The following is a 26,078-nucleotide window of genomic DNA, read 5'->3' as shown; positions in this document are numbered from 1 at the left end:
TGCAAATATAATCGATTTTTTATAATCGCAAACAAAAAGCTTTAAAAAATTACAAAAAATTCTTTGCTATTATTTCGTATATATCTTTTCCAAAAGTTAAAGCCATTAAACTCAGTAAGATAATCATTCCAAAAGTTTGAACTCTTTCTGCAGCTTTATCGCTTAAAGTTTTACCGGTAATCATTTCTGCAATGGTAAAAATAGCATGCCCACCATCAAGACCAGGTATTGGCAACAAATTCATAAATGCTAAACCAATCGAAAACATAGCGGTAAATCCCCAAATAAACTCCCAATTCCATTCTGTTGGCAATCGCTGTGTAATTCCAATAGGACTCTTAACTTGTTTGTAAGCTTCTGTTTTTGGTCTTAAGATTAATTTGAATTGTTTAATGTTGTAAACAAATTGTGTGTATGATTCATTTACTGCAGCTGGAATAGCTTCTAGCAAGCTCATTTTGTTAGTGATGATGAAATCGTCAGTGTTTTCAAATTTTGGAGCAAAACCAATTTTTCCTTCTTTGTTTACTTTAGTTGAAAGTACAACTTCTTGTCCATTTCTTAAAACTGAAAGCTTTATCGAATCTGATTTTTTAGATTTTAGAGATTCAGAAAGCTCGTCAAAGAAGTTTATTTTTTTACCATCAATGGTTAAAATTTTATCTCCTTTTAATAAACCAGCTTTGCCAGCTTCACTGTCTTTTAATATAGAGTCAATAGATACTTGAGTTAATCTAGGTGTAATAAAGTTTTTGCCTTCGGTAGCTAAAATTTTACTCTTTTGTTCGTCTGTGATGGTTAATGTTTGCTTTTGACCATTTCTTTCAATTTCAACTTTATCTCCTAATAGTAAATCAATAACCATTCTATTGAATTTTGGTTGAGCTTTACCATCTACAGCTATAATTTTATCTCCATTTTTAAAACCAGCATTCAATCCTGATTCACCAAAAGCCAAACCGTTTTTTTGATACAATTCAGTAGAAGCATATTTTTGACCGTAAGTACTATACATTGTTGTGTAGATAAACCAAGCTAATAAAATATTAACTGTAATTCCACCTAACATTATAATTAATCTTTGCCAAGCTGGTTTAGATCTAAATTCCCATGGTTGAGCTGGTTGATTCATTTGCTCTTTATCCATACTTTCATCCATCATTCCAGATAGTTTTACATATCCTCCAATAGGAAGCCATCCTATTCCCCATTCAGTATCTCCAATCTTCTTTTTTACTAAAGAAAACCAAGGATCCATAAATAAGTAGAACTTTTCAACTCTAACTTTAAATAATTTTGCAGGTAAATAATGACCAAATTCGTGAAGAATTACTAATACTGAAAGTATGAATATAATTTGTGCAATCTGAATAAGTGTATCCATTTTAAATTTTAAAAATTTCTATAAAAAGCAAAAGTAAGACTTTCGCCTTACTTTTTACACAATACCTATGCCGAGTTTAGTTTTTTATCAATTTTTTATGAAATATTCGTTTGCAATTTTAAAGTCTTATAATATAAACTCTTTAAAAATTAATGACAAATGAATAATACTTTTCTTTTAGATAAAAAAACCTGTTCATCGAACAGGTTAAAACTTATAATTGTTAAAAATTTAAAAAACACTAAATAAAAGTGGTATTTTGAGATTTTCGTTCAGATATGATGGATAACAATTTAGTTTTGTTTTTAAATTATTGGATTGATTTAGAAAGCGTACTTCGCTCCTGCAAAAATTCCAAAAGCACTTCCATCAGCAATTGTGAAACGTAAAGTTGAGAAAGGAACTATTTTTCCTCCAAAATCAAATTTGATACCAGTGCCAATATTAAAACCAATGTTGCCATCAGAGCTTTTTTCGCTCCCGCCTTCTGCTTCTGCATACTCGGCATATTCTGCTGGGATTTCTACTTTTGACGTTACATGTGTATAATTCAACCCTGCAAGCCCATATAATTTAAAGCCTTTTTGATTTAAAAAATAGTATTGTCCATCTAGATTAGCTTCAATTACTGTTGTTTTTATGTCTTCAACTTTTTCTGTAAAATGATAATTGAAACTAGGAACTATACTTAAGTTTTTCATTACTCCAAATTCTCCTACTAAACCAGCTACAAAATTTCCTCCTCCGCCAGATTCTAAGCTGGTTACGTATCCTATTTGCATTCCTGCCTCTGCAACAGTTTTAGGTTTCTTTTTTACTGGTTTTCTTTTTTTGTTTTGAGAGTATGTTGCAGTTACTGTAAGTAATGTTATTACTATTAAAAATATTTTTCTCATGATGTTAATTTGATTAAAAAGTTTTGTATTCGTATTCAAAAGTATTTTTAAGATTGTTGTTGTTATTACCATTAAGCACAGTAAGCAATTTTACTTTACCACTAGCTGTATACTGATAATTGTAATTTTCAAAAAAGGAGGGAGTAGTATAACCATCGAAGATAATCTTGTAAAATCCAGGGTTGTTAGGAGATGTGGGGTCTGTAATCATCTCAAAAAGATAAGCCGTCGGAGTACTATAACTCATCAACGCAGTCTCAGGATTGTTATCATAACTATCAAAACTTGAAGTGTAATCTATTTTTGTTGGGTCAGCTTCATCTGTTCTAACAGAAAGGCAATTCCCACGTCCTCCAAAGGTGTATGTTTTTGTGTAAAGCAATGTCCCTGTAGGACTTTTTGCTGTACTTGTCTTTAAGTTATTATTATCTGTCCAAGTAAATACTGCATCAAGTACATTAGCAATGTAATGTTCTTCTTTAAGAATTTTGCCATTTTGAAGAAAGAATATAAATTTTCTATCTGGTCTTGAATCTACATAATCCTTAATTACTGTAACTTTATCTGCAGTGTAAGAATATGTAGTGTTTTCATTAAAGCTACTATTTGCTGCTGAAGATAGGAAAATAGAAGATATTCTTCTTTCTGAATCATAAGTAATTGTTTTGATCCAATCTACTGTCCCGTCAGGGTTTTTTAGAGTAACTTTTACAGGCAATTCCCTCTCATGTTTGATCTCATTTTCATCTTTACTGCAACTGAAAATAGTCAACCCAATTAGAAGAGAGCTTAAAAATTTTAGTGTTTTCATGTTTTTTATTGTTTATCTGATTAAGGCAAAATTATAGTCACATATATTTTCTTACAAGATGGAAAACAGCCAAAAAAAAACCTCCCTGTTTTCAGGGAGGTGTTATAATAATCCTAATTGAAATGCTTTGGCGACAATGCCTGCTGAATTCTTGGCATCAAGCTTTCGTAAGAGGTTTTGTCGATATGTTTCGACTGTATTTGGACTTAAATATAGTTCATTTGCAATTTCTTGGGTAGTATATTCTTTAGCTATTAGTTCAAGCACTTCTTTTTCTCGTGGACTCAAAACTGGAATTATAGATGAATTAGTTTCTTTTACACCCTGAATATCGTCTATTAAGATGGTTTGAATTCCCGGAGAATAATACTTGTTTCCTGATTTTATTGAGGTTATTGCGATTAATAATTCATTTTGGTCAGTATTTTTTAAAAGATATCCATCAGGTTGCTCCTTTAAAATTGTTTTTACCATAGATGCTTCAGAGTGCATGCTTAGTATCATAGTTTTTATTTTAGGACAAATGTTTTTGGCCTTATTCATAAGCTCAATGCCATTAATATCAGGCATGCTTATATCAGTTATGAGTAAATCTGGACATTTCTCTTTTAAATCGTCTAATAAAAGTGATGGACTTGAGTAAGTACCAATGATTTGTATGTCAGGGAAGTTTTTAAGGATGGCTTCTAAACCATTCAAAAACATTTTATGGTCGTCTACAATAGATATTTTAAATTTACTCATAATTATATTGGGATGTCAAATTGTAATACGGTACCTCTTCCTGGTGACGAATCGATGGTTAAATAGGAGTTAAGGTCTTTTATTCGTTCTCTAATGTTTTTTAAGCCAATGCCCTCAAATTGTTTTGTTGTATCAAAACCAATTCCATTGTCCTCAACAATTATATTTATATAATCATTAAATGCAGTTACCAATAATGAAATTGAGGAGCAGTTTGCATGTTTAAAAGCATTGGTGACAATTTCTTGTAATATTCTGTAAAGAAGTGTTTTTTGATGAATCGTCATTTTTTCTAAATCTTTACTTCCATCTATATTTAAATGTAATTTTGTTTGAGTTTGTGAAGCATAATTTTGAATTAATCTTTTTATGATTTGTTCAAAAGTATCTTTAGAAAATTCAGGTGGAATTAAATTATGTGACATTAAACGAACATCATTACAAACTCCGTCTAAATCTTTAATTAATGATTCATTTTTGTCTCCTAATTTATTGAAATGATTGATAACAGATAGTTTTATTCCTGCAAGATTGGCTCCAAGTCCATCATGAAGTTCCTGTGCCAATCTTTTTCTTTCGGCTAATTGACCTTCTAGTGTAGATTCGACTTCTTTTAGTTTAAGTTCAGTTTTAAATTGTTCCTTCTGTTGTAGGTTCAATAGAGTTTTTATTTTGTGCCTTTTATACCAGTACCATGAAAGAATAATAAAAAGTAATAAAACCGTAGCTCCTAGAACCATTACTATTTTAGACTTCTTTAAGTCGGCTTCGTTTAATTTTTTTTGATTTTCTAGCAAAGTGAGTTTAGCATCTTGACGTTCTAATTCAAATTTTGCCTCTATTTCTTTTACTGCTGCTGTATTGCTTTTTTTGTTTAGAGTATCTTTTAATTCGGTGTATTTTTTAAGATAAATTAATGAGCTCTTATAATCACCAAGAATCGAATAAGCTTCTGATAAATTTCTATTTATCAATATTTTATTTTCTAAATGATTTTCTTTTTCCGCATAGTATTTTCCTTTTTCTAGATAACTGATCGCTTTTTTTGGGTTGCTGAGTTTCAAATATAATTCTCCTATATACAGCATAGTGTTCATGTAATGATAAGGGGATTTTATTTTGTCATTAACCAATAAGGCTTTTTGATAATATTGAATGGATAAATCATATTTTTTGAAATCACTGTATGCCTTACCAATGTTATTCAAAATAGAAATTTTATCATTAATTTCGGTTTCTAGTTTATCGGCTTTAAGGTAATTTTTAATTGATTTTTCCATATCTGGAATACATGAGTATGCATTACCAAGCATACCATAACAACCTGCAAGTCTAGTGTTTGGAGCTTTAGATTTTTTATAATAAAAAATAGCTTTTTCTATATTTTCTATAGCTTTTTGATATTGAGCTTGGGAACCATGTACTACACCTATGTTCAAGTAATTTGTGCCTAAATCGAAAAAATTGTTTACACTTGAGTAATACTTCAAATTCGTTTTAAGCATTTCATAAGCTTTATTGGCGTTCCCATTGCTTAATTCAATTAGTGCCAAGTCGTTTCGGCCAGAAGCCATTCCGTCTTCGTCTTTTATTTTACTTGCAAGTTTATAAGCTATTGTTGCATATTTTTTTGACTCAATATTGTCTTTATATAAATTCTTACCACTTAAAACCGAATATATATCTACTAATATAGTATCTGTTGGTAGTTTTGCTCTTTCTTTTGCTAATTTCTTTAATGAATCTATGCTTAATTTTCGAAGTGACTCAATTTTTGGATCTTGCGAATAGACTGAAAATGACAATAAAATTAGAAAGGTTAAAAAATGTCGAATTTTCATCTTTTTAGATTTTTAATGTATTGCAAAACTAAAAAATATGAATTTTATTATGCTAATATTTTGTTTTTAATTGCAAAAGAGAGTCAAAGACTCTCTTTTGCACTGTATTTATTTACTTAAAAGTAATAACTCATTTGCGACTATCTCGGTAAAATACTTTTTTTCACCGTTTGAATCTTCCCAGGTTCTATAGGTAAGTTTTCCTTCTAAAGCAATTTCTTTTCCTTTGCTTACAAAATTTTCAATGATTTCTGCTGTTTTTCCCCAAGCAGTTATATTGTGCCATTGTGTATCTGTTACTTTTTCTTTTTTATCATTATAATATACTTCATTAGTGGCTAGGGTAAGTTTTGCTAGTTTTTTTCCTCCTTCTAAGATTTTGATTTCTGGTTCTTGTCCTACGTGTCCGATTAATTGTACTTTGTTTCTTAATGCATTCATGGCGTTTAAAATTTAAATGTTACTGTTAATTAAAATTGCTTTGTCATTCATTTTGACATTGCAAAGATTAGACTGGATTTAAAATTTATTCGGTATATAGTCGTTTAATTTCGATTGTAAACGTTTGTTGTCGTTTGTAAATGGATTTTTTATTTATCTTTAAAAGCAAATAAAAACAAATGAACCTCGAAGAACTTAAATTTCCTATTGGAAAGTTTCATTTCGATCCTGAAATTTCTAATGACCAATTAAAACTTTGGATTCATACCATAGAAACTTTTTCTGAAGAATTAGAAATAATTACTAAATCTCTTTCGGTAGAGCAACTCAATTGGCGTTATAGACCAGAAGGATGGTCGGTTAAGCAAGTTGTACATCATTTAGCCGATAGTCATATGAATGCACTTATTAGAATCAAGTTAGCACTTACAGAAGAATCACCAACCATTAGGCCCTATGAAGAATCACTTTGGGCTCAATTAGTTGATGGATTAAACAATGATGTTTCGGCATCTTTAAAAATTATAAGTGGAGTTCACGGGAGATGGACACAAGTTTTAAAAAACCTTTCGGAAGAAGAATGGAATAAAATGTATTTTCATCCACAGCACCAAAGATTGTTTTCAATAAAAGAAGGTTTGGGAATATACGATTGGCATAGTAAACATCATTTGGCACACATAAAACAAGCATTGTTTAATAATGGTAAATTTGGAAGTGTATGAAAGATTGTTTAGAGTGTAATGAAAAAATTGTAGGGAGGGAAGACAAAAAGTTTTGCAGTGATGGCTGCAGGAATGCCTACAACAATAAAATGAATAAGGATAGTACAAACTTAATGCGTAACATTAATAATAAGTTGCGAAAAAACTATCGTATTTTATGTGACCTTAATCCAGAAGGAAAATCGAAAACTAATAGAACAAAACTCATTTCTAAAGGTTTTGATTTTGAATACTTCACTTCTATTTATACCACTAAAACAGGAAATGTATATTATTTTTTATATGATCATGGTTATATGGCTATTGAAAATGAAAATTATGTTTTAGTTAAAAAAGAAACCTAAATCTAACTATAATGCAAAAACCAACCAACTCACTTTTTCAAATGGCATTACTCTTTGGTATTGTGTTTGCCATTTTTTACTTCATGGTTCCTCAAAATGAAGAACAAAATGTACCACTAAATGAATTTTCAACTAATAGAGCGTTAGCCCATGTAAAAAAAATTACTCAAAAACCACATTATATAGGATCAGAAGGACATCAAGAAGTTGTTACCTATTTGTTTGATGAACTAAAACAACTAGGATTGTCTCCTCAAATTCAAGAAGGTTTTACATTATCTGATGGTGGAATTCTTGTAAACTCTAAGAATGTTTTAGCTCGTATTAAAGGAACAGAATCTGGTAAAGCACTTTTGCTTTTATCACATTATGACAGCGCTCCACATTCTAAATCACTTGGGGCTAGTGACGATGCCAGTGGTGTAGCGGCTATTTTAGAAAGTGTTAGAACACATTTGCATAACAAGCAACAAGCTAAAAATGATATTATAATTTTATTTTCTGATGCTGAGGAAATAGGCTTAAACGGAGCAGCACTTTTTGTTAGCAAGCATCCTTGGGCAAAAGAAGTCGGCGCTGTCATTAATCTAGAAGCAAGAGGAAGCGCTGGACCAGGTTACATGTTAATGGAAACCAATGAAGGCAATTCAAAAATGGTGGATGCTTTTAGTAGTAGTAAATTATCTAAACCCAATTCAAATTCATTAATGTACAGCATTTATAAAATGTTGCCAAATGACACTGATTTGACTGTTTTTAGGACACTTGGTAAAATTCAAGGCTTTAATTTTGCATTCATAGACAATCATTTTAATTATCATACTGCTCAAGATAGTTATCAAAATCTTGATCAAAGAACAATGGCACATCAAGGTGCAAATTTGTATCCGTTGATGAATTATTTGGCTAATTCAGACTTGACTAATTTAAACTCAACTCAAGACAAAGTTTATTTTTCAGTCCCGTTTGGTTTTATCAGTTATCCTTTTGAATGGATTGTACCAATGTTGATTATTGCTTTAGCTTTGACCTTAATAATAATTTTTATAGGTTTATCAAAACGTGTTTTAGTTCCTTCTGAAATAGGTAAAGGGTTTTTAAAGTTTATTTTAGCTTTAGTTGTTTCGGGAGGATTTGGTTTTTTTGCTTGGAGATTGCTTTTGAAACTTTATCCACAGTACAATGATATTCAACAAGGTTTTACCTATAATGGTCATGATTATATTTATGGATTTGCAAGTATTGCCCTTGCATTTTGTTTCATCATTTATCAAACCAAAGACACCAAAAGAAAGGAATACAATCATTTTATCGCCCCTTTAATTTTATGGTTACTCATTAATACTGGAGTTGCATTGTGTCTTAAAGGAGCAGCGTTTTTAATAATTCCTGTTTTATCAGGATTAATACTGTTAGGTTATTTTGTAATTACTCAAAAATCGAATCCAATTTTAAATTTTATTGTATCACTTCCTTCGCTGGTTATTTTAGTTCCATTTGTTGAGATGTTTCCTATTGGTTTAGGATTAAAAATACTTTTTGTAAGTAGTGTTTTAGTTGTTTTAATTTTTGGATTATTACTACCAATTTTAGGTTCGTTCCAAAATAAAAAAGTATATTTTTTCTTGTTTCTTGTACTTGGATTCTGTTTTATTGGCAAAGCTCATTTGAATACTGATTATTCAGAGAATAAAGCCAAACCCAACAGTTTAGTATATATTCAAAATTCTGAAGAAGGTAAAGCTTATTGGGCAACTTATGACAAAAATTTAGATGAATGGACTAAAGGATATTTAGGTGAAAAACCAACCGATGCTCAAAAGCTGAATACCAATAAAATGTATAGCAAGTACAAATCAGGTTTTACATTTATGGCTAGTGCGCCAATGAAAAACTTGCCTAAATCGACAGTAAAATTTATTCAAGATTCTATCAGTGGTAGTTATAGAAACTTTATTATTGATATAGTCCCAAATAGAAAATTGAATAGAATAGATGTGTTTTCTAACCGAGGAAGACCAGAACAATTAAAAGCCAACAAAGTTGAGGATATTGTGTTTAAAAGCAATATTGAAAATGCTAAAAGCAATAAAATTTTAACCTATTATATAACTGATAGTATTTCGTTAAGACTTCAGTTTAGAATTCCGGCAAAAGAAAAATTAGATCTATCAATTAAGGAAAGTTCCTTTGACTTATTGGAACATCCTCAATTTAGTATTAACAAAAGAAAACCTTGGATGATGCCTACACCATTTGTTTTGAATGATGCCATTATTGTTGAACATAGAATTTTTAGAAATGCAAAAAATTAGTGTTCTAGGATGCGGTTGGTTGGGTTTACCATTGTCACAAAAACTTATTGAGTCAGGTTTTGTTGTAAAAGGTTCTACAACATCTTCAGAAAAAGTGAGTCAACTAGAAGATGCAGGAATTAATCCTTTTGTAGTTTCTTTGACGGAGAATAGTATTGAAGGTTCTGTTGAGGCATTTCTTGACGAATCAGAAGTGTTAATTATTAATATCCCTCCAAAATTAAGAAGTGGATCAACAGAGAATTTTGTTGCCAAGATTGAAATATTAATTCAATTCCTAGAAAAATCTTCTATAAAAAAAGTCTTGTTTGTAAGCTCAACATCTGTCTATGGAAATCAAGAAGGAATCCTAACAGAAGAAATTATTCCAGAACCAATTACAGAAAGTGGTAAGCAATTACTTCAAGTTGAAAAATTGTTGTTAACCAACCCTAATTTCAAAACGACGATTCTACGATTTGGAGGTTTGATAGGGGAGGATAGACATCCAGTAAAGCATTTGGCAGGAAAAGAAAATCTTGATAATCCAGATGCTCCAATAAATTTCATCCATCAAAAAGATTGCATTGAGATAATTAAAACCATTTGTAGTAATGAGCTTATTGAAGTTTGGGGAGAAACTTTTAATGCAGTTGCACCATTTCATCCCAGTAGAAAAGATTACTATGTGCAAAAAGCAAAAGAAATGAATTTGGCTTTGCCAAAATTTTCAGAATCAATAGAGAGTACTATTAAAATTATTGCATCAGATAAATTAATTAAGCGAATAGGTCATCAATTTGATTTAGATTTGTATCGATGAAACCTATAAAAAAAATTCAATCTCTTGGATTACCTATTTTAGCACTGATTTGGATTTGCTTTTTTTGGGGTACTACTTGGTTAGCTTCAAAAGAAGGGGTAAAGCACATGCCAGCTTTGCAATTAGCTGCAATACGCCAGTTTCTAGGAGCAGCATGTTATTTGGGATATTTTATATTTAAAAAGACACCCTGGCCTAAGGGAAAGCAATGGAAAACTATTTTGATTTTAAGTGTTTTAAATTTTGTACTAAGTAATGGTTTAAGCACTTGGGGAGTAAAATACATTTCTAGTGGATTAGGAGCTGTTATTGGAGCTATTTTTCCTTTGTGGATTGTAATTATTAGTTTTTTTAACGGAGAAAGATTATCAAAACTAGCAATGATTGGATTGCTAGTAAGTTTTGGAGGTGTGTGTGTTGTTTTCTCAGATTATTTAGCAGATTTTATTAAACCTGATTTCCAATTTGGTATTTTTTTATCTGTATTAGCTACTATTACATGGGCTTTTGGAAGTTTGTATACTAAGAAAAAAGCAAAAAACTTTAACCCTTATTTTAGTTTGGGATTACAAATGCTTATTTCAAGTATTTTATTGTTCGCTTATTCAGGAGCAACGGGAACCTCAATAAATATCACTCAAATACCCCCTCAAGCTTGGTGGTCTATTGCTTACTTGGTTATTTTTGGCTCCATAACGACTTTCATAGCTTTCATCTATGCTCTGCAGCATCTACCAACAGAGGTGAGTAGTATTTATGCTTATATAAATCCTATTATAGCAGTGATTTTAGGTGCTTTTATATTTGACGAACCATTGACAATGACTTTGTCAATAGGCGTAGTTGTTGTTCTTTTTGGGATCTATTTAATTAACAAAGGCACTCGAAAATCTTTTGACAAAAAGTATTTAAAATAAAAAGACCTCGATTTGAGGCCTTTTTATTTTTGTCTGAGATTAGATTACCAAATTTTAACCCTCTCTTCAGGCTTTACATATAATTTGTCTCCTTCTTTAATGTCAAAAGCTTGGTAAAAAGATTCCACATTTTGTAAAGGCACATAAGCTCTATACATTCCAGGTGAGTGAGGATCTGTTTTTACTTGGTTTTTAATTGCCTCATCTCTCATTTTTGATCTCCAAATAGTTCCCCATGAAATGAAGAAACGTTGTTCTGGTGTGAACCCATCAATATTTTCAGGTCTTCCGTTTTTCTTTAAAAATAATTGTAAACCATCATAAGCTGCATTTACACCTCCTAAATCTCCAATGTTTTCTCCTAATGTAAATTTACCATCTACAAAAATACCTGGTAATGGTTGTAAAGCACTGTATTGAGCAGCAAATGCTTCTCCTAAACCAGTAAATTGTTTTAAGTCAGCATCAGTCCACCAGTTAACTAAGTTTCCATCAGCATTATAACGTGAACCAGAATCATCAAAACCATGAGAGATTTCATGACCTATTACTGCTCCTATTCCTCCATAATTAACAGCTTCATCTGCTTTATAATCATAAAAAGGAGGTTGTAAGATTGCGGCTGGGAATACGATTTCATTGTATGAAGGGTTGTAATACGCATTTACCGTTTGTGGAGACATTCCCCAACGTGTTTTGTCTACTGGTTTTTTTAAATCAGCGATATTTTCTGCGTAACCCCAACGAGAAAGGTTTTTCATGTTCGAAAAATAATCACCACCATTTTCTTTAGCTACAATTTCTAGTTTAGAATAATCTTTCCATTTATCAGGATAACCAATTTTAACAGTCGATTTTCTTAATTTTTCAATAGCACCTTTACGTGTTTCAGGAGTCATCCATGGTAAGTTGTTGATACGATTTTCAAAAGCTAAAAACACATTATCAATCATGGCTTTCGCTTTCGCTTTCGCTTCTGCAGGGAATTTTTTCTCTACATACAATTTTCCTAAAGCTTCTCCTACAGTTCCATTTACAACTTGTAATGCTCTTTCTTCTCTTGGACGCTGTTTTAATGCACCTTGAAGAGTCTTGCTGTAAAACTCCCAGTTTGCAGTTTCAATATCAGTGGTTAGATATCCAGTTGATTTATTAATTAATGTCCAACGAAGATATGCTTTCCAATCATCAACTTTGTTTGCTTTAAAAATACCATCTAAAGCTTCCATATATTTAGGTTGAGAAACAATAACTGAATCTATTTTACCAATACCAACACCTTGTAAATATGAATCCCAATTTACAGAAGGAGTTAAGTTTTGTAAATCAGCTACTGACTTTGGATTGTAAGTTTTTCTTCGGTCACGACGTTCCACTCTATCTAATCTTGGGCGAGCCATTTCTATTTCAAGTGCTAATACTTTTTCAGCTTGAAGTTTTGCATCAGCAGGTTTAATTCCTAAAAATTGCAACATTCTAGCAACATGGAGAACATATTTTTCTCTTTTTTCTTTAGAGTCTTTATCGTCAGAAACATAATAATCACGGTCAGGTAAACCAAGAGATCCTAAACCGATGTAAACTACATTGCGATTACTGTTTTTTGCATCTGGTCCAACCCCAGCGCCATAAAAACCTAAACCTCCTTGAGGTTCCATTTCAATTAATAGCTTATTAACATCATCAATTGATTTGATAGCATCAATTTTAGCTAGGTAAGATTTTAAGGGCTTGATGCCTAATTTATTTCTAGAAATAGTATCCATGTACGTTCTGTACACATTTACTGCTTTTGCTTGATCAGATTTTGGATCCAGATTTTTATTCGCTGCAGCTTCTTTCAAAATAGCTAAAGCATCTTTATCTGTGTTTTGACGTAGTTCATCAAAACTTCCCCAACGAGTTTTATCTCCAGGAATTTCGGTTTTATCAAACCAAGTTCCATTTACATAACGGAAAAAATCATCACCAGGTTTTACAGATTTATCCATATAATTTAGATTAATCCCTGGTTTCTGCTGTGCAAAACCTTGTGTAACAGCTAAGCTGAACAAAGCAATGGCACTTAATGAAACATTCTTTTTCATATTTATTTTTGGTTAAATTTTAGAATTAGTAGTTGGTTTTTGTAAAATGTTACAATTCCCAAATGTATTGAATTGTGTTGTTTTGATTTAATTTTTAACATTTTCTATAGAAATGATATGAATTAGTTATTGCTTCAAGTTGTAACTTTGCCCAAAAATAAGCTATGATTGATTTCTTAAAGAGATTCAAAACATTATTAGTTGTCTTGTCTATTTTGTCTGTAGTCATAATAACGTTATTTTATTTTGTTTTAAAACCTGCTAAGTCATTACCAATTTACACTCCTTCTATGGTAAATCCAGAATTGGTAGATACCACTATTCAGCATATAGCCAACGAACATTTTATTTCAGATTTTTCTTTTACAAACCAAAACGGTAAAACGATTACTCAGAAAGATTATGAAGGAAAAATTTATGTGGCAGATTTTTTCTTTACTACTTGTCCTTCGATTTGCCCTATAATGGCAGACAATATGGTTTGGTTACAAGACCAAATAAAAGATAATCCCGAAATTATGTTGCTATCTCATTCTGTTACTCCTGATATTGATAGTGTTCCTGTTTTAAAAGCCTATGCAAAAAGGAAAGGTGTAATTGACGCGAAATGGAACCTGGTAACTGGTGATAAAAAAGACATTTATTACATTGCTAGAAAATCTTATCTAGCAGTAAAAACTGGGAAACCAGAAGAAATGTATGATATGGTACATACCGAAAACTTTGTTTTAATAGACAAAAAAAGAAGGGTTAGAGGTTTCTACGATGGCACAAAGCGTGAAGAAGTTGAAAAGCTTTTAGAAGACATCAAATATTTATCAGAAAAAGAATAATTGTTTGAAGATTGATATTTATCATATTTAGAATGATTTTAATTAGTACTTTTGCAATCTAAACTGAATCTAAATAAGTGGATATTAACTTAGCACAATTGCAAATAGGACAAAAAGGAATTATTCAAGAATTCAATATTGATTTGGTTCCTTTAAAATTATTGGAAATGGGATGCTTACCCGGAAATGAAGTGCAAATACTACAAGTAGCTCCTTTTGGAGATCCCTTATATTTAAATGTAAACGATTCATACCTAGCAATTCGATTAGAAACTGCACGCGCTATTACAGTTCAAATTCCTAACGAGAGTAAATAATGAAAGTTGGGAATATTAACATAGCACTTATTGGAAACCCCAATGTTGGTAAAACATCTGTTTTTAATCAGCTCACGGGGTTGAATCAACAAGTAGGTAATTATCCTGGTATTACTGTTGAGAAAAAAGTGGGCGTTTGTAAATTAGCATCCAATCTTAAAGCTACAATTCTCGATTTGCCTGGAACATATAGTTTAAATGCAAGTTCACTAGACGAGAATGTGGTTATAGAATTGCTTCTAAATAGAAATGATAAAGATTATCCAGATGTAGCTATTGTAGTTACTGAAGTAGAAAACCTTAAAAGAAACTTACTGCTTTTTACCCAGATAAAAGACTTAGAAATCCCCACTATATTGGTCATTAATATGGCGGATAGAATGTCTTATAAAGGAATTACTTTAGATATTCCATATCTAGAAAAAATGCTGAAAACCAAAATTGCTTTAATCAGTTCTAGAAAAAATGAAGGTATTGACGAGTTGAAGAATTTAATCGTTAATTATAGAAATATTCCAACAGAACCTTGTTTAAACGCTTCTGAGATTGATCCAGTTTATTTTGGAAATTTACGCAAAGCGTTTCCAAATCAATTACTATATAAACTTTGGTTGGTTATAACTCAAGATGTCAATTTTGTTAATCTAGACCGAAAAGAACTACCCAATCCATCTTTCACCAAGTCAAAAGAAGATCTAAAAAGACTACAGCATAAAGAAACCATAAAAAGGTACCAGTTTATAAATGAGGTGCTTAAAGTAGGGCAGACAGTTGATATTAATTCGGCAAAAGATTTAAGAAGTCGGCTAGATCGAATTTTAATGCATAAAGTTTACGGCTATTTAATCTTTTTTGGGATTTTAATGCTCATTTTCCAATCAATATTTGATTGGTCAAGTGTTCCAATGGATTTTATTGATACTAGTTTTGCCTCGTTGAGTTCATATGCTAAAGCAAACTTGCCTACGGGAATTTTGACAGATTTAGTTGCTGAAGGTATAATTCCAGGATTAGGAGGTATTGTTATTTTTATTCCTCAAATTGCTTTCTTGTTTCTTTTTATCTCTGTTTTAGAAGAAAGTGGTTATATGAGTCGCGTAGTGTTTTTGATGGATAAAATCATGCGCCGTTTTGGTCTTAGTGGAAAAAGTGTTGTGCCTCTTATTTCAGGAACTGCTTGTGCTATTCCGGCAATTATGGCTGCACGTAATATAGAAAACTGGAAAGAAAGATTAATTACTATTTTAGTAACACCATTCACAACTTGTTCGGCTCGATTGCCTGTATATGCTATTTTGATTTCACTAATTATTCCAGACAAACGTTTGTTTGGAGTATTCAATATGCAAGGTTTAACATTAATGACTTTGTATATGTTAGGTTTTGGGATGGCCATTTTTTCAGCTTATATTTTAAATAAAATTCTAAAGATAAAATCCAATAGTTACTTTGTTGTCGAAATGCCAGGATACAAAGTACCAATGTTTAAAAACGTTGCTATTAATGTTATAGAAAAGACCAAGTCTTTTGTTTTTGGAGCAGGAAAAATTATTTTAGCTTTATCTGTTATTTTGTGGTTTTTAGGATCGCACGGACCTACAGAAACATTTCACAACGCTGATAAAATTATCGAAACACAATTGCAGAACAAAACTGTTTCAGGTGAAAAAGAAGATCTTGTTGCATCATACAAATTGGAAAATTCATATATCGGAATTGTCGGAAAAACAATCGAACCGGTTATCAAACCTTTGGGATACGATTGGAAAATAGGTATCGCTGTTGTAAGTTCATTTGCGGCTCGTGAAGTTTTTGTGGGAACATTGGCTACTATTTATAGTGTTGGTAGTCACTCTGATGAAGAAACAACAATTAAGAATAAAATGGCTGCTGAAGTGCACCCTGTAACAGGAGCTAAAATCTTCAATTTTGCTACTGGTGTTTCTTTATTATTATTTTATGCATTTGCGATGCAATGTATTTCTACTTTGGCAATAACAAAAAAGGAAACCAATTCTTGGCAATGGCCTATGGTACAATTGGTCTTTATGAGCGGATTTGCCTATGTGGTTTGTTTAATTGCTTTCCAGATTCTTAAATAATGAAAGAAAGATTTACACTTCTACTTCTTTTTACTTTTTTTATTACTATTACAACATTTGGACAAACCAAAATTGACATATCAAAGCGCGAGCTTACAGAAAAAGAAGGTGTTAAATTTCAAGCTCAAACCAATTATAAGAAAAGTCAAAACAATGAACCTAGTCTTTTTTGGCAAATTTTTGGTAAACCTATTATAGGTGCAATTGGTTGGGCTTTTTTTGGAAATTATGAAAATGAATCACATTTAAGTAGTCGGTTAACCCCATATCCTTTTTATGATGCTAAGTCAGGTAATTTTGAAAATGCAGATACTTTAGATGGAATAGAAAAGAAAAAAAATAGATTTAGGATAGATGTTGAGGAGAGTTACTTGTTCAATAGTAAGGAGTTATTTGGAAATTATTTGGAAGTAAAGATAAGGCCATTTCAATACTTGTATTTTCAGGCAGACTATCATCAATTAGAAGAAAGAAGAAATTTTAATTCTAGTAGCTTGTCTTTATTCTATTTTAATTTTGGATATGATAGAATCCGAATGAATAAATTCAATTTCGGTTGGACTCTTGGAGCAACTTATGTGGCAAATGAAGTTAAAAAAGCAGGCATGAGTTTTGGTTTAAATGCCGAAGTTTTTCCAATCAAACAATGTTCGTTTTCAGGAAGTGCTAAATGGGGGCGCTATTAATAACAAATCTGTAAACGAATTTGAAGTTAAGGGGAGATATCACATTAAAAGATGTTTTCTTTCTTTGGGTTATGATTATGTTAAAATTGGGTCACCATCATACAAGTTCACTAAATTTGGTGGAGGAATTTACTTCTAAATTATGATACAGCAAGTTATAGCATTTGGACTTTTAATTGTTGCCATTGCTTTTTTGGTAAAGAAATTCTTTTTCAAAAAGAAGAATGATAAAAACTGTGGTTCAGATTGTGGTTGCAGTTAATAATTTAACTTTATAAAATAATCCTCTAATTTTCTTGTAACACCGTCCTTAGGATAAGGTAAAATGCTAATCCCTTTTAATTGGTTCGTTTGTGTTGGTAAATGTTTTGTAAACCAAGAAACTATTTCTTCTTTAGATTTTGTGTTTACTGTAAATTGCACCTGTTCAACAATTTTTTTGTTCTCGTAAGCAGCAACTTCAATAGTTACTTCACCAGCCCAAATACATTGAACCCCTTCAGGACATCTTGAATCATCTATCACTTTTACTAATACAATTTCTTTATCAGATTTAGAGTCAAGTTTCTGATTGATTGTGTTATCGTTTTGTGCCGAAGCGCATCCAATAAGCGATACAGTTGCTATTACTAAAGAAATATATTTTTTCATAAAGTGTTTTTCAAAAAGAAATCAAAAATGATTCCACAAGTTACACTTTTTTGACAAAAAGATTGGCAGCAATTTTATTCGAAATCATTAATTCTTTGTTGCCGACTTTAATTTTTAGTGATAAATCAAAGCTTTCTTTAGACATAACTTCAATTTTTGAACCTAATGCAATTTCTTGTTTGTCAAGATATTGAAGAAATTCTGAAGAAGTGTCTTTAACTCCTACACAAACTCCTGCTTGCTTTTCTGTTAATTCCGAAAGTAATTGTTTTTCGACTTTTACAATCATTCCTTCAGCATTTGGAATTGGATCACCATGCGGATCTTCGGTAGGAAAGTTTAAAAATTCATCTAGTTTATTGATTAATTTTTCAGATTTAATGTGTTCCAATTGCTCCGCAATGTCATGTACTTCGTCCCAAGCGAAATCTAATTTATCAACTAAAAAAACTTCCCATAAACGATGCTTTCTAACAATCATTTTAGCCGAATGCAATCCTTTATCAGTCAATGAAACTCCTTGGTATTTTTTATAATTAACCAGATTTTTTTCCGACAATTTTTTTAGCATATCCGTAACTGAAGAGGCTTTGGTTTCCATTTTCTCAGCAATTGCATTGGTGCTAATTTCCGAATCCAATAGTGTAGTTAAATGGTAGATAGTTTTAAGATAATTTTCTTCTGAAAAAGTCATGGATTAATTTTTTACGATAAATAATGGAATGAAAATTTGATGACGCAATTTATCAACTGTAGTTCCAAAAAGCAAATCACTTAGTCCGGTATGACCGTGGGTTCCCATAACTAAAATATCATAAGTTCCTTCGTTGATAATTTTTGGTATTGATTTTCCTGGTTTCCCATAGCCTAAAATACTTACTACATTAAAGCCTTTCTCAGACAAAATTTGTTCGTATTCTTTTAATAATTTTTCATCAATGGTAGTTTCACAATCTTCAATATTCTCTCCATACATCATAGCACCTACAGTTTCTACTATATGAATTAATGAGTACTTAGCTTCTTTTCCGCCTAATTCAAATGCATGGTTAATTGCAGCTTCATCTGCATTGGAGAAATCAACTAGAATGGCAATATCTTTTTTTGTATGTACTTCAGATGTTGTGAATTTTAATTTTAGATTGTGAGGAGAATGATTCAAGATATTAGGTTTTGCCTTCGAAATAAAAGGTTTAAAAACGATATATAGTAGTAATAGTAAAAAGCCAATTGCTAAAGGGATTACGGTAAACCAAAGTATCGTTGGATTTTCTGAAGATTCTAACAAACCAACGATTTCAGAGAATACTAACTTGGCATTTAATGACACAATGATTAGTGCAATAATCCAAGCAGCAATTTGTGTGGGTTTACTAATGTGAAATCCCTTCATTTTTGATTTATCACTTACAAAATGAATTAAAGGTATGATAGCAAATCCTAATTGTAAACTTAAAATCACTTGGCTTAATATAAGGAGCTTGCCAGTTACTTCTTCACCAAAAATTGAAATAACTATTACAGCAGGAACTATGGCTATTAAACGAGTTAAAATACGTCTTACCCAAGGTTGGATTCGTAAATTAAGATACCCTTCCATTATAATTTGTCCAGCTAAAGTCCCTGTAATGGTAGAGCTTTGTCCAGCAGCAATTAAGGCTACGGCAAATAAAATAGGCGCCCATTTTGTTCCTAATAAGGGAGCTAGTAATTGATGTGCGTCTTGTATTTCGGCTACTTCAAAATAACCATTTTTATGAAACGTTGCCGCGGCTAAAATTAAAATAGCAGCATTTACAAAGAAAGCTAAGTTTAACGCTATGGTCGAATCTATGAAATTGTATTTCAGAGCTTGTTTGATTCCGCCTTTACTTCTGTCAAATTTTCTAGTTTGAACCAAAGAAGAATGCAAGTATAAGTTGTGCGGCATAACGGTAGCTCCAATAATTCCAATGGCTATATACAAAGCAGTATCATTTGGCAGCGAAGGAACTAGTCCAGAGATTATTTTACCTACTTCTGGCTGAGCAAATATCATCTCAAATACAAAGGAGAAACCTATGATAGCGACCAAAGCAATAATAAACGCTTCCATTTTTCGAATCCCTTTATTAATGAGAAATAATAATAAGAAAGTGTCTAAAACAGTAATCAATACTCCATTAATAAGTGAAATATCAAACAATAAATTTAACCCTATTGCCATTCCTAAAACTTCGGCCAAGTCACAAGCTGCAATAGCAATTTCGGCTAAAAAATATAAAATGTAGTTTATAAATTTTGAATAGGTTTCTCGTGAAGCTTGGGCTAAATCACGCTGTGTCACAATTCCCAAACGAGCACTTAAGCTCTGTAAAAGCAAAGCCATGATGTTGCTCATTAATAAAACCCATATTAAAGCATAACCAAATTGGCTACCACCGGCTAAGTCTGTTGCCCAGTTTCCTGGATCCATATAACCCACGCTTATTAAGTACGCAGGGCCAAAAAAGGCTAATATTTTTCTAAATATTGATGTTTTATTTTGTGTCGAAACAGATTCGTGAACTTCTTCTAATGACTTACTCATTTCTATAGTAATTGATTAAGACAAATTTAATTAAAATATTTGCTTACTAAAATTTAATTTTTAGCTTTGTCTAAAAATTTATTTAAATATATAAAAATCACAATTGTGAAAAAATTAATCCTAGTTGCAATCGTCTGTCTTTGTAACTTTTTAAATGCGCAAACTAATATTAAAGGAACTATTTCTTCTGATGGAATTTCTTTTGATAATGTTGAAGTAACTCTTGATAAAACAATTAAAACCAAAACGGACATAGATGGCAATTACTACTTTGAAAAGGTAAATACAGGGAATCATGAGGTTGTAGTTATGTTTGAAGGATTTCAAACTCAGAAAAAAAGAACTACTGTTAAAGACACAACAGAAGTAATAGTAAATTTTGAATTAATTCCAGCGAAAAGCTCACAAAAAGATCTTGAAGAAGTGGTAGTTACTGGTACACTCAAGCCGGTAAGTCGCTTAGAAAGCGCTGTACCTGTCGAAGTATTTAAGCCTACTTTTTTCAAAAAAAATCCAACTTCAAATATTTTTGAAGCACTTCAAAATGTAAACGGAGTGCGACCTCAGTTAAATTGTAATGTTTGCAATACAGGAGATATACATATTAATGGATTAGAAGGACCATATACTTTGGTTCTTATTGATGGTATGCCTATTGTTAGCGGACTTTCTACTGTTTACGGGCTTTCTGGTATACCAAATTCGTTATTGGAAAGAATAGAAGTAGTTAAAGGACCAGCATCTTCATTATATGGAAGTGAAGCAGTTGGCGGATTAATTAATATCATTACTAAAAACCCTAAAAATGCTCCCGCTTTTTCGGTAGATGGATTTTCTACGGGTTGGGGGGAAGCCAATTTAGATTTAGGAGTCAAAACCAATCTTGGTAACACTGCTTCGGTATTAACTGGGATAAACTATTTCAATTACTCGAATCCTATAGATAACAATGATGATAATTTCACAGATGTAACACTTCAGGATAGAATTTCTGTTTTTCAAAAATGGAATTTCAACAGAAAAAGTAAAAAGTTATTTTCTATGGCTGGACGCTATTTTTATGAAGATCGATGGGGAGGTGAAATGCAATGGAATAAAAGCTATCGTGGCGGATCAGAGGTCTATGGGGAAAGTATTTATACAAGTCGTTACGAAGTGTTAGGAGCTTATGAGCTTCCTGTAAAAGAAAAACTATTAGCTTCTTTTTCATATACTAATCATGATCAGAATTCAGTTTATGGGAACACGCCATATTTGGCAAAACAAAAAATAGGTTTTGGTCAGTTAACTTGGGATAAAAAAATTAAAAGTCATGATTTTCTTTTTGGAACTGCGATACGTTATCAATTATATGACGATAATACACCTGCAACAGTAAATGAGGATATAACATGGATTCCAAGTTTATTTGTTCAAGATGAAATGCATTTGGCAGAGAAACATAGTTTACTTTTAGGAGCACGTTACGATTACAACAATGCTCACGGGAATATTTTTACTCCTCGTTTAGCTTATAAATGGAAAGTAAATGACAAAAGCATTTTCAGATTTAATACAGGTACTGGTTTTAGGGTGGTTAATTTATTTACCGAAGAGCATGCTGCTTTGACAGGTTCTCGCGATGTGATGGTTTTAGAAGACTTAAAACCGGAGCGTTCTTATAATGCTAATCTGAATTTTTTAAAGAAATTCTATCTTAACGACGGAAGTTTTATTGGAGTTGAAACTACAGCTTGGTATACTTATTTTACTAATTCAATTCTTCCTGATTATGACACAAATCCAAACCAAATTATATACAAAAATCTTGATGGATTTGCAGTTTCTAAAGGAATAAGTGCAAACATAGATGTAATTTTAGGGAATGGAATAAAAGCAACACTTGGTGCGAGTTATTTAGATGTTTCTAAAACCGAAAACCAAATAAAAACCAAACAGGTTTTAACCGAAAATTTCTCAGGAACGTGGTCTATTTCATATTCTATTCCAAAATGGTTTTTATCAATTGATTATACAGGAAATTTATATGGCCCCATGAAACTTCCATTATTGGGAAATCTTGATCCAAGAAAACAATATTCATCAACCTATAGTGTTCAAAACATTCAGTTTACTATTTCAAAAATTAAAAACTGTGAGGTTTATTTTGGTGTCAAAAATCTTTTAAATTGGACGCCTAACAAAGGCAATCCTTTTATTATTGCTCGTTCTCATGATCCATTTGATGAAAATGTTCAGTTTGATTCTAACGGAAATGCACAAGTGACACCTGAAAATCCATATGGTTTAACATTTGATCCATCGTATGTTTATGGGCCAAATCAAGGAATTCGAAGTTTTATTGGTTTACGCTACTTTTTAAATTAATTCAAATTAGTCATTGAAGAATTAATTATTAAATTTGCGTTCGTATAAAATTTATATCATGTTACAAATCGCAGTTATTAGAGAAAAAAGGGAAGAAGTGATTAAGGCGTTGGCCAAAAGAAATTTTGATGCTACTGCTATAGTTGATTCTGTAATTGCATTAGACGAGAAGCGTCGTGCAACACAAGTAGAATTAGATAACATTTTAGCCGAATCTAATAAACTGTCCAAAGACATTGGTGCTTTGATGAAATCTGGAGAAAAAGCTAAAGCCGAAATCCTAAAAGAAAAAACTACGCAATTAAGAGACAAGAGCAAGGAATTGACAGAAGTACTTAATGCAGTTTCTGAAGATCTTACTCTGGAATTATATAAGTTGCCTAATACACCTGCTGACATCGTTCCAGAAGGCAAAACGGCTGATGATAACATCAATGTTTTTGAAGAAGGTGAAATTCCAGTATTGCATGAAGGAGCACTTCCACATTGGGAACTAATTAAAAAATATGATATCATCGATTTTGAATTAGGAACTAAAATCACAGCACCAGGATTTCCTGTGTATAAAGGAAAAGGAGCTAAGTTACAACGTGCGTTGATTTCGTATTTTTTAGATAAAAACACTGATGCCGGTTATCAAGAAGTTCAAGTGCCTCATTTGGTAAATGAAGCATCTGCTTATGGAACAGGACAATTACCTGATAAAGATGGTCAAATGTACCATGATGCAAAGGATGATTTATATTTAATCCCAACGGCTGAGGTTCCAGTAACAAATATTTACCGAGATGTGATTTTACAAGAAAATGAATTACCTGTTACAGTTACGGGTTATACACCTTGTTTTCGTCGTGAAGCAGGATCTTGGGGAGCTCACGTTCGTGGATTAAACCGTTTACATCAGTTTGATAAAGTAGAAATCGTTCGTATCGAACATCCAGATAATTCACATACGGCTTTAGATGGAATGGTAGAACACGTAAAAGAAATTATGCGTGAATTAAAATTACCTTTCCGTATTTTACGTTTGTGTGGTGGTGATATGGGATTTGCTTCGGCATTAACTTATGATTTTGAAGTTTTTTCAACTGCTCAAGATCGTTGGTTAGAAATTTCATCGGTTTCAAATTTTGAAACTTTCCAAACCAACCGTTTAAAACTACGTTTTAAAGGAAAAGATGGTAAAACACAATTAGCACATACACTAAACGGAAGTTCATTGGCTTTGCCTCGTGTATTAGCTGGAATTATAGAGAATTATCAAACACCTGAAGGAATTGTAATTCCTGAAGTATTACGTAAATACACAGGTTTCGATATTATAAACTAGTTTCTTAACGAAAACACAATATGTACTAAAGTGGCAAAATTATTGCTACCTTAGTACATTGTTTTTTTAATATGATGAAGTTTTTGCGCTTACTTTTTTTATTATTTCCAATATTTGTTTTTTCTCAAAACGAATTTTTGGCGCAAAATTATTTTGATAGAGGAGAGTTTGATAAAGCTATAATTATTTATGAGAATTTAATAAAAGCAAGTCCTGGAAATTATCAGTATTTTCAAAAGCAGGTGGCTTGCTATCAGCAGTTAAAAGATTTTTTAAAAGCCGAGAATACTATTAAAAATAAATTAGAAAGGAGCAAGTTGCCACAATTGTATGTCGAATTGGGATACAATTATCAATTGCAAAATCAACCTGAAAAGGCTAAAAAAAACTACGATTTAGCATTTCAGAAAATACAAGAAAATCCAAATTACGTTTACGGAATTGCTCGCGAATTTGAAGTAAAAGTACTGCTACAACAAGCCATAGAGTCCTATTCGATTGCCCAAAAATTGAATCCTGAACTTAATTTTGATTATCAAATAGCATTACTTCAAGGACAATTGGGAAAAATAGAATCGATGATAGATGCCTTATTGGATTATTCTGGAAAGTTTCCTGATAATTTGATTTTAGTTCAAAATCAGTTAAATAGATTTATGTCTGAAGATCATTCTAAAACTTTCTCAGATTATCTAAAAAAGGCCTTGTTGTTAAGAACTCAAAAATCACAAGATTTGTTTTGGAACAGATTTATGAGTTGGTATTTTGTGCAACAAAAAGAATACGGAAAAGCATTTATTCAAGAAAAAGCGATTTATAAAAGAAGTCCAGAGAGCTTTAGTAATGTTCTTACCCTTGCAAGATTAGCATCTGAAGAAAAAGAAAATGATGTGGCAAGAGAAATACTTGAGTTTGTTTTGGCTAATACTCAAGACAGACAAATAATACTTGATATGAAGCATTCTCTATTAGTGATGGATGTTGAAAAAGCAAGCCCTCAAGAATACCCTATTATATCTCAAAAAATAAATCAGCTTTTTGGAGAGTATGGAGTATCTAATAGTACATTGAAAGTACAAATTCTAAAAGCTCATTTTGATGCTTTTTACCTAAAACAATTCGAAAGCGCGAAATCCATTTTGACAAAAGCATTGGAACTACCATTAAATCCTTTCGAAAAAGGATATGTTAAGATGGAGCTCGCAGATGTTCTTTTACTTGACGAAAAATTTAATCAAGCCATAATTTATTATGCTCAGGTAGAGGATGATTTACCAAATGATGAAATGGCACATCAAGCTAGTTTAAAAATGGCAAAAGCTAGTTATTATAAAGGAGATTTTGAATGGGCTCAACAACAATTCAAAGTATTAAAATCTTCGGTTTCACAACTTATTGCAAATGATGCAATGCAATTGTTTTTACTAATTTCTGATAATACAGTAGAAGATTCTACTCAAGTAGCGTTAAAAAAATATGCTCGAGCAGATTTTATGATTTATCAAAACAAAAACAATGAAGCTTTAGAGCAGTTTAAAGCTATACTTAATCAACATAAAGGAGAAAGTATTGAGGATGAAACATTACTGCAAATAGGCAAAATTTATGAGAAGTTAGGAGACTACCAGCAAGCAGTAAATTACTATCAACAAATAATAGATCGTTTCCCTGAGGAAATTTACATAGATGAGGCTTTGTTTTTCTCTGCCGAGATTTATAGGAAGAATCTTTTAGATAATGAAAAAGCAAAGAGTTTATATGAAAAAATCTTGTTCAATCATCAAGATAGTATTTACTTTGTAGAGGCTAGAAACAACTTCAGGAAACTCAGAGGAGATACTAATTTATAAAAGTTTATTCGGTAATTTGTTTGTTCTTTTGTTTGAATAATCAAATCCACAAATCAAATCTAAAAA

23 protein-coding genes are annotated in these 26,078 nt (G+C 31.6%); 13 read left to right on the top strand and 10 right to left on the bottom strand.

Features of this window, described 5'->3' with window-relative positions; all coding sequences use genetic code 11:
- Nucleotides 1-49: 49 nt before the first annotated feature.
- The 6 genes from rseP to BUC09_RS01130 form a co-directional block, all read right to left on the bottom strand.
- Nucleotides 50-1,384, bottom strand: coding sequence for an RIP metalloprotease RseP (gene rseP / locus BUC09_RS01155; protein WP_073307874.1), 1,335 nt, complete (start codon nt 1,382-1,384; stop codon nt 50-52).
- 323 nt (nt 1,385-1,707) lie between these two features.
- A complete protein-coding gene (locus tag BUC09_RS01150) occupies nt 1,708-2,280 on the bottom strand; it encodes a hypothetical protein (RefSeq protein WP_143161839.1) in 573 nt (190 codons plus the stop codon).
- 13 nt (nt 2,281-2,293) lie between these two features.
- The gene (locus tag BUC09_RS01145; RefSeq protein WP_073307870.1) at nt 2,294-3,091 is read right to left on the bottom strand and encodes a hypothetical protein; all 798 of its coding nucleotides are present in this window, start codon (nt 3,089-3,091) and stop codon (nt 2,294-2,296) included.
- 102 nt (nt 3,092-3,193) lie between these two features.
- Nucleotides 3,194-3,835: a response regulator gene (locus BUC09_RS01140; protein WP_073307868.1), complete on the bottom strand. Its 642-nt coding sequence runs from the start codon at nt 3,833-3,835 to the stop codon at nt 3,194-3,196.
- A 2-nt stretch (nt 3,836-3,837) separates the two neighbouring features.
- Nucleotides 3,838-5,676 carry a tetratricopeptide repeat-containing sensor histidine kinase gene (locus BUC09_RS01135; RefSeq protein WP_073307866.1) on the bottom strand — a complete coding sequence of 613 codons (1,839 nt, stop codon included), beginning with the start codon at nt 5,674-5,676 and terminating at the stop codon, nt 3,838-3,840.
- Between the two features lie 108 nt (nt 5,677-5,784).
- Nucleotides 5,785-6,117, bottom strand: coding sequence for a single-stranded DNA-binding protein (locus tag BUC09_RS01130; protein WP_073307864.1), 333 nt, complete (start codon nt 6,115-6,117; stop codon nt 5,785-5,787).
- A gap of 179 nt (nt 6,118-6,296) precedes the next feature.
- Between BUC09_RS01130 and BUC09_RS01125 the strand changes: the two genes are divergently transcribed.
- From BUC09_RS01125 to BUC09_RS01105, 5 genes are read left to right on the top strand one after another with little or no spacing between them, the layout of a single operon-like run.
- On the top strand, nt 6,297-6,842 hold the full coding sequence (locus BUC09_RS01125; RefSeq protein WP_073307862.1) for a YfiT family bacillithiol transferase: 546 nt from the start codon (nt 6,297-6,299) through the stop codon (nt 6,840-6,842).
- Nucleotides 6,839-7,186: a hypothetical protein gene (locus tag BUC09_RS01120; protein ID WP_073307860.1), complete on the top strand. Its 348-nt coding sequence runs from the start codon at nt 6,839-6,841 to the stop codon at nt 7,184-7,186. The genes BUC09_RS01125 and BUC09_RS01120 overlap by 4 nt, the downstream gene beginning before the upstream one ends.
- Nucleotides 7,187-7,197: 11 nt before the next feature.
- Entirely contained in the window at nt 7,198-9,501 is a 2,304-nt protein-coding gene (locus tag BUC09_RS01115; RefSeq protein ID WP_073307858.1) for a M20/M25/M40 family metallo-hydrolase, read from the top strand.
- Complete coding sequence (locus BUC09_RS01110; RefSeq protein ID WP_073309002.1) at nt 9,488-10,303, top strand: NAD(P)H-binding protein; 816 nt, start codon at nt 9,488-9,490, stop codon at nt 10,301-10,303. Before BUC09_RS01115 ends, BUC09_RS01110 begins: the two co-directional genes overlap by 14 nt.
- Entirely contained in the window at nt 10,300-11,220 is a 921-nt protein-coding gene (locus tag BUC09_RS01105; RefSeq protein ID WP_073307856.1) for a DMT family transporter, read from the top strand. Before BUC09_RS01110 ends, BUC09_RS01105 begins: the two co-directional genes overlap by 4 nt.
- Before the next feature lie 44 nt (nt 11,221-11,264).
- Here BUC09_RS01105 and BUC09_RS01100 read toward each other — a convergent pair whose 3' ends face one another.
- On the bottom strand, nt 11,265-13,307 hold the full coding sequence (locus BUC09_RS01100) for a M13 family metallopeptidase (protein ID WP_073307854.1): 2,043 nt from the start codon (nt 13,305-13,307) through the stop codon (nt 11,265-11,267).
- A gap of 164 nt (nt 13,308-13,471) precedes the next feature.
- On the opposite strand from BUC09_RS01100, the gene BUC09_RS01095 reads away from it, so the two are divergent.
- From BUC09_RS01095 to BUC09_RS01075, 5 genes are all read left to right on the top strand, one after another.
- A complete protein-coding gene (locus tag BUC09_RS01095; RefSeq protein WP_073307852.1) occupies nt 13,472-14,140 on the top strand; it encodes an SCO family protein in 669 nt (222 codons plus the stop codon).
- A gap of 77 nt (nt 14,141-14,217) precedes the next feature.
- Complete coding sequence (locus BUC09_RS01090) at nt 14,218-14,457, top strand: FeoA family protein (protein WP_073307850.1); 240 nt, start codon at nt 14,218-14,220, stop codon at nt 14,455-14,457.
- Nucleotides 14,457-16,559 (top strand): ferrous iron transport protein B, encoded by a 2,103-nt coding sequence (gene feoB / locus BUC09_RS01085; RefSeq protein WP_073307847.1) that lies wholly within the window; start codon nt 14,457-14,459, stop codon nt 16,557-16,559. The genes BUC09_RS01090 and feoB overlap by 1 nt, the downstream gene beginning before the upstream one ends.
- The gene (locus tag BUC09_RS01080; protein WP_073307845.1) at nt 16,559-17,245 is read left to right on the top strand and encodes a hypothetical protein; all 687 of its coding nucleotides are present in this window, start codon (nt 16,559-16,561) and stop codon (nt 17,243-17,245) included. Before feoB ends, BUC09_RS01080 begins: the two co-directional genes overlap by 1 nt.
- 142 nt (nt 17,246-17,387) lie before the next feature.
- The gene (locus BUC09_RS01075; protein ID WP_084127054.1) at nt 17,388-17,507 is read left to right on the top strand and encodes a FeoB-associated Cys-rich membrane protein; all 120 of its coding nucleotides are present in this window, start codon (nt 17,388-17,390) and stop codon (nt 17,505-17,507) included.
- Here BUC09_RS01075 and BUC09_RS01070 read toward each other — a convergent pair.
- From BUC09_RS01070 to BUC09_RS01060, 3 genes are read right to left on the bottom strand one after another with little or no spacing between them, the layout of a single operon-like run.
- A complete protein-coding gene (locus tag BUC09_RS01070; protein WP_073307841.1) occupies nt 17,504-17,896 on the bottom strand; it encodes a hypothetical protein in 393 nt (130 codons plus the stop codon). The genes BUC09_RS01075 and BUC09_RS01070 overlap by 4 nt on opposite strands.
- A gap of 40 nt (nt 17,897-17,936) precedes the next feature.
- Nucleotides 17,937-18,590: a metal-dependent transcriptional regulator gene (locus tag BUC09_RS01065; RefSeq protein WP_073307839.1), complete on the bottom strand. Its 654-nt coding sequence runs from the start codon at nt 18,588-18,590 to the stop codon at nt 17,937-17,939.
- A gap of 3 nt (nt 18,591-18,593) precedes the next feature.
- Nucleotides 18,594-20,465 carry an Nramp family divalent metal transporter gene (locus BUC09_RS01060; RefSeq protein WP_073307837.1) on the bottom strand — a complete coding sequence of 624 codons (1,872 nt, stop codon included), beginning with the start codon at nt 20,463-20,465 and terminating at the stop codon, nt 18,594-18,596.
- Nucleotides 20,466-20,570: 105 nt separating this feature from the next.
- On the opposite strand from BUC09_RS01060, the gene BUC09_RS01055 reads away from it, so the two are divergent.
- From BUC09_RS01055 to BUC09_RS01045, 3 genes are all read left to right on the top strand, one after another.
- Nucleotides 20,571-22,832, top strand: coding sequence for a TonB-dependent receptor (locus BUC09_RS01055; protein WP_073309000.1), 2,262 nt, complete (start codon nt 20,571-20,573; stop codon nt 22,830-22,832).
- 58 nt (nt 22,833-22,890) lie between these two features.
- On the top strand, nt 22,891-24,162 hold the full coding sequence (gene serS, locus BUC09_RS01050) for a serine--tRNA ligase (RefSeq protein WP_073307835.1): 1,272 nt from the start codon (nt 22,891-22,893) through the stop codon (nt 24,160-24,162).
- A gap of 137 nt (nt 24,163-24,299) precedes the next feature.
- Nucleotides 24,300-26,012 (top strand): tetratricopeptide repeat protein, encoded by a 1,713-nt coding sequence (locus BUC09_RS01045; protein ID WP_317041185.1) that lies wholly within the window; start codon nt 24,300-24,302, stop codon nt 26,010-26,012.
- Nucleotides 26,013-26,078 lie beyond the last annotated feature (66 nt).

The sequence above is a fragment of the Flavobacterium terrae genome (assembly GCF_900142035.1).
In the GTDB taxonomy this organism is placed as follows: Bacteria; Bacteroidota; Bacteroidia; order Flavobacteriales; family Flavobacteriaceae; genus Flavobacterium; species Flavobacterium terrae.
Note: the sequence above shows the minus strand (reverse complement) of the source record. Positions and strands in the feature narration are given on the sequence as shown.

Bases quoted from the DNA above. Each gene is read 5' to 3' on its own strand.
- serS (WP_073307835.1), top strand. From the start codon at position 22,891: ATGTTACAAATCGCAGTTATTAGAGAAAAAAGGGAAGAAGTGATTAAG.
- BUC09_RS01065 (WP_073307839.1), bottom strand. From the start codon at position 18,590: ATGACTTTTTCAGAAGAAAATTATCTTAAAACTATCTACCATTTAACT.
- BUC09_RS01120 (WP_073307860.1), top strand. From the start codon at position 6,839: ATGAAAGATTGTTTAGAGTGTAATGAAAAAATTGTAGGGAGGGAAGAC.
- BUC09_RS01150 (WP_143161839.1), bottom strand. From the start codon at position 2,280: ATGAGAAAAATATTTTTAATAGTAATAACATTACTTACAGTAACTGCA.
- BUC09_RS01145 (WP_073307870.1), bottom strand. From the start codon at position 3,091: ATGAAAACACTAAAATTTTTAAGCTCTCTTCTAATTGGGTTGACTATT.
- BUC09_RS01100 (WP_073307854.1), bottom strand. From the start codon at position 13,307: ATGAAAAAGAATGTTTCATTAAGTGCCATTGCTTTGTTCAGCTTAGCT.
- BUC09_RS01105 (WP_073307856.1), top strand. From the start codon at position 10,300: ATGAAACCTATAAAAAAAATTCAATCTCTTGGATTACCTATTTTAGCA.
- rseP (WP_073307874.1), bottom strand. From the start codon at position 1,384: ATGGATACACTTATTCAGATTGCACAAATTATATTCATACTTTCAGTA.
- BUC09_RS01135 (WP_073307866.1), bottom strand. From the start codon at position 5,676: ATGAAAATTCGACATTTTTTAACCTTTCTAATTTTATTGTCATTTTCA.
- BUC09_RS01140 (WP_073307868.1), bottom strand. From the start codon at position 3,835: ATGAGTAAATTTAAAATATCTATTGTAGACGACCATAAAATGTTTTTG.
- BUC09_RS01130 (WP_073307864.1), bottom strand. From the start codon at position 6,117: ATGAATGCATTAAGAAACAAAGTACAATTAATCGGACACGTAGGACAA.
- BUC09_RS01115 (WP_073307858.1), top strand. From the start codon at position 7,198: ATGCAAAAACCAACCAACTCACTTTTTCAAATGGCATTACTCTTTGGT.
- BUC09_RS01110 (WP_073309002.1), top strand. From the start codon at position 9,488: ATGCAAAAAATTAGTGTTCTAGGATGCGGTTGGTTGGGTTTACCATTG.
- feoB (WP_073307847.1), top strand. From the start codon at position 14,457: ATGAAAGTTGGGAATATTAACATAGCACTTATTGGAAACCCCAATGTT.
- BUC09_RS01125 (WP_073307862.1), top strand. From the start codon at position 6,297: ATGAACCTCGAAGAACTTAAATTTCCTATTGGAAAGTTTCATTTCGAT.
- BUC09_RS01095 (WP_073307852.1), top strand. From the start codon at position 13,472: ATGATTGATTTCTTAAAGAGATTCAAAACATTATTAGTTGTCTTGTCT.
- BUC09_RS01075 (WP_084127054.1), top strand. From the start codon at position 17,388: ATGATACAGCAAGTTATAGCATTTGGACTTTTAATTGTTGCCATTGCT.
- BUC09_RS01070 (WP_073307841.1), bottom strand. From the start codon at position 17,896: ATGAAAAAATATATTTCTTTAGTAATAGCAACTGTATCGCTTATTGGA.
- BUC09_RS01080 (WP_073307845.1), top strand. From the start codon at position 16,559: ATGAAAGAAAGATTTACACTTCTACTTCTTTTTACTTTTTTTATTACT.
- BUC09_RS01060 (WP_073307837.1), bottom strand. From the start codon at position 20,465: ATGAGTAAGTCATTAGAAGAAGTTCACGAATCTGTTTCGACACAAAAT.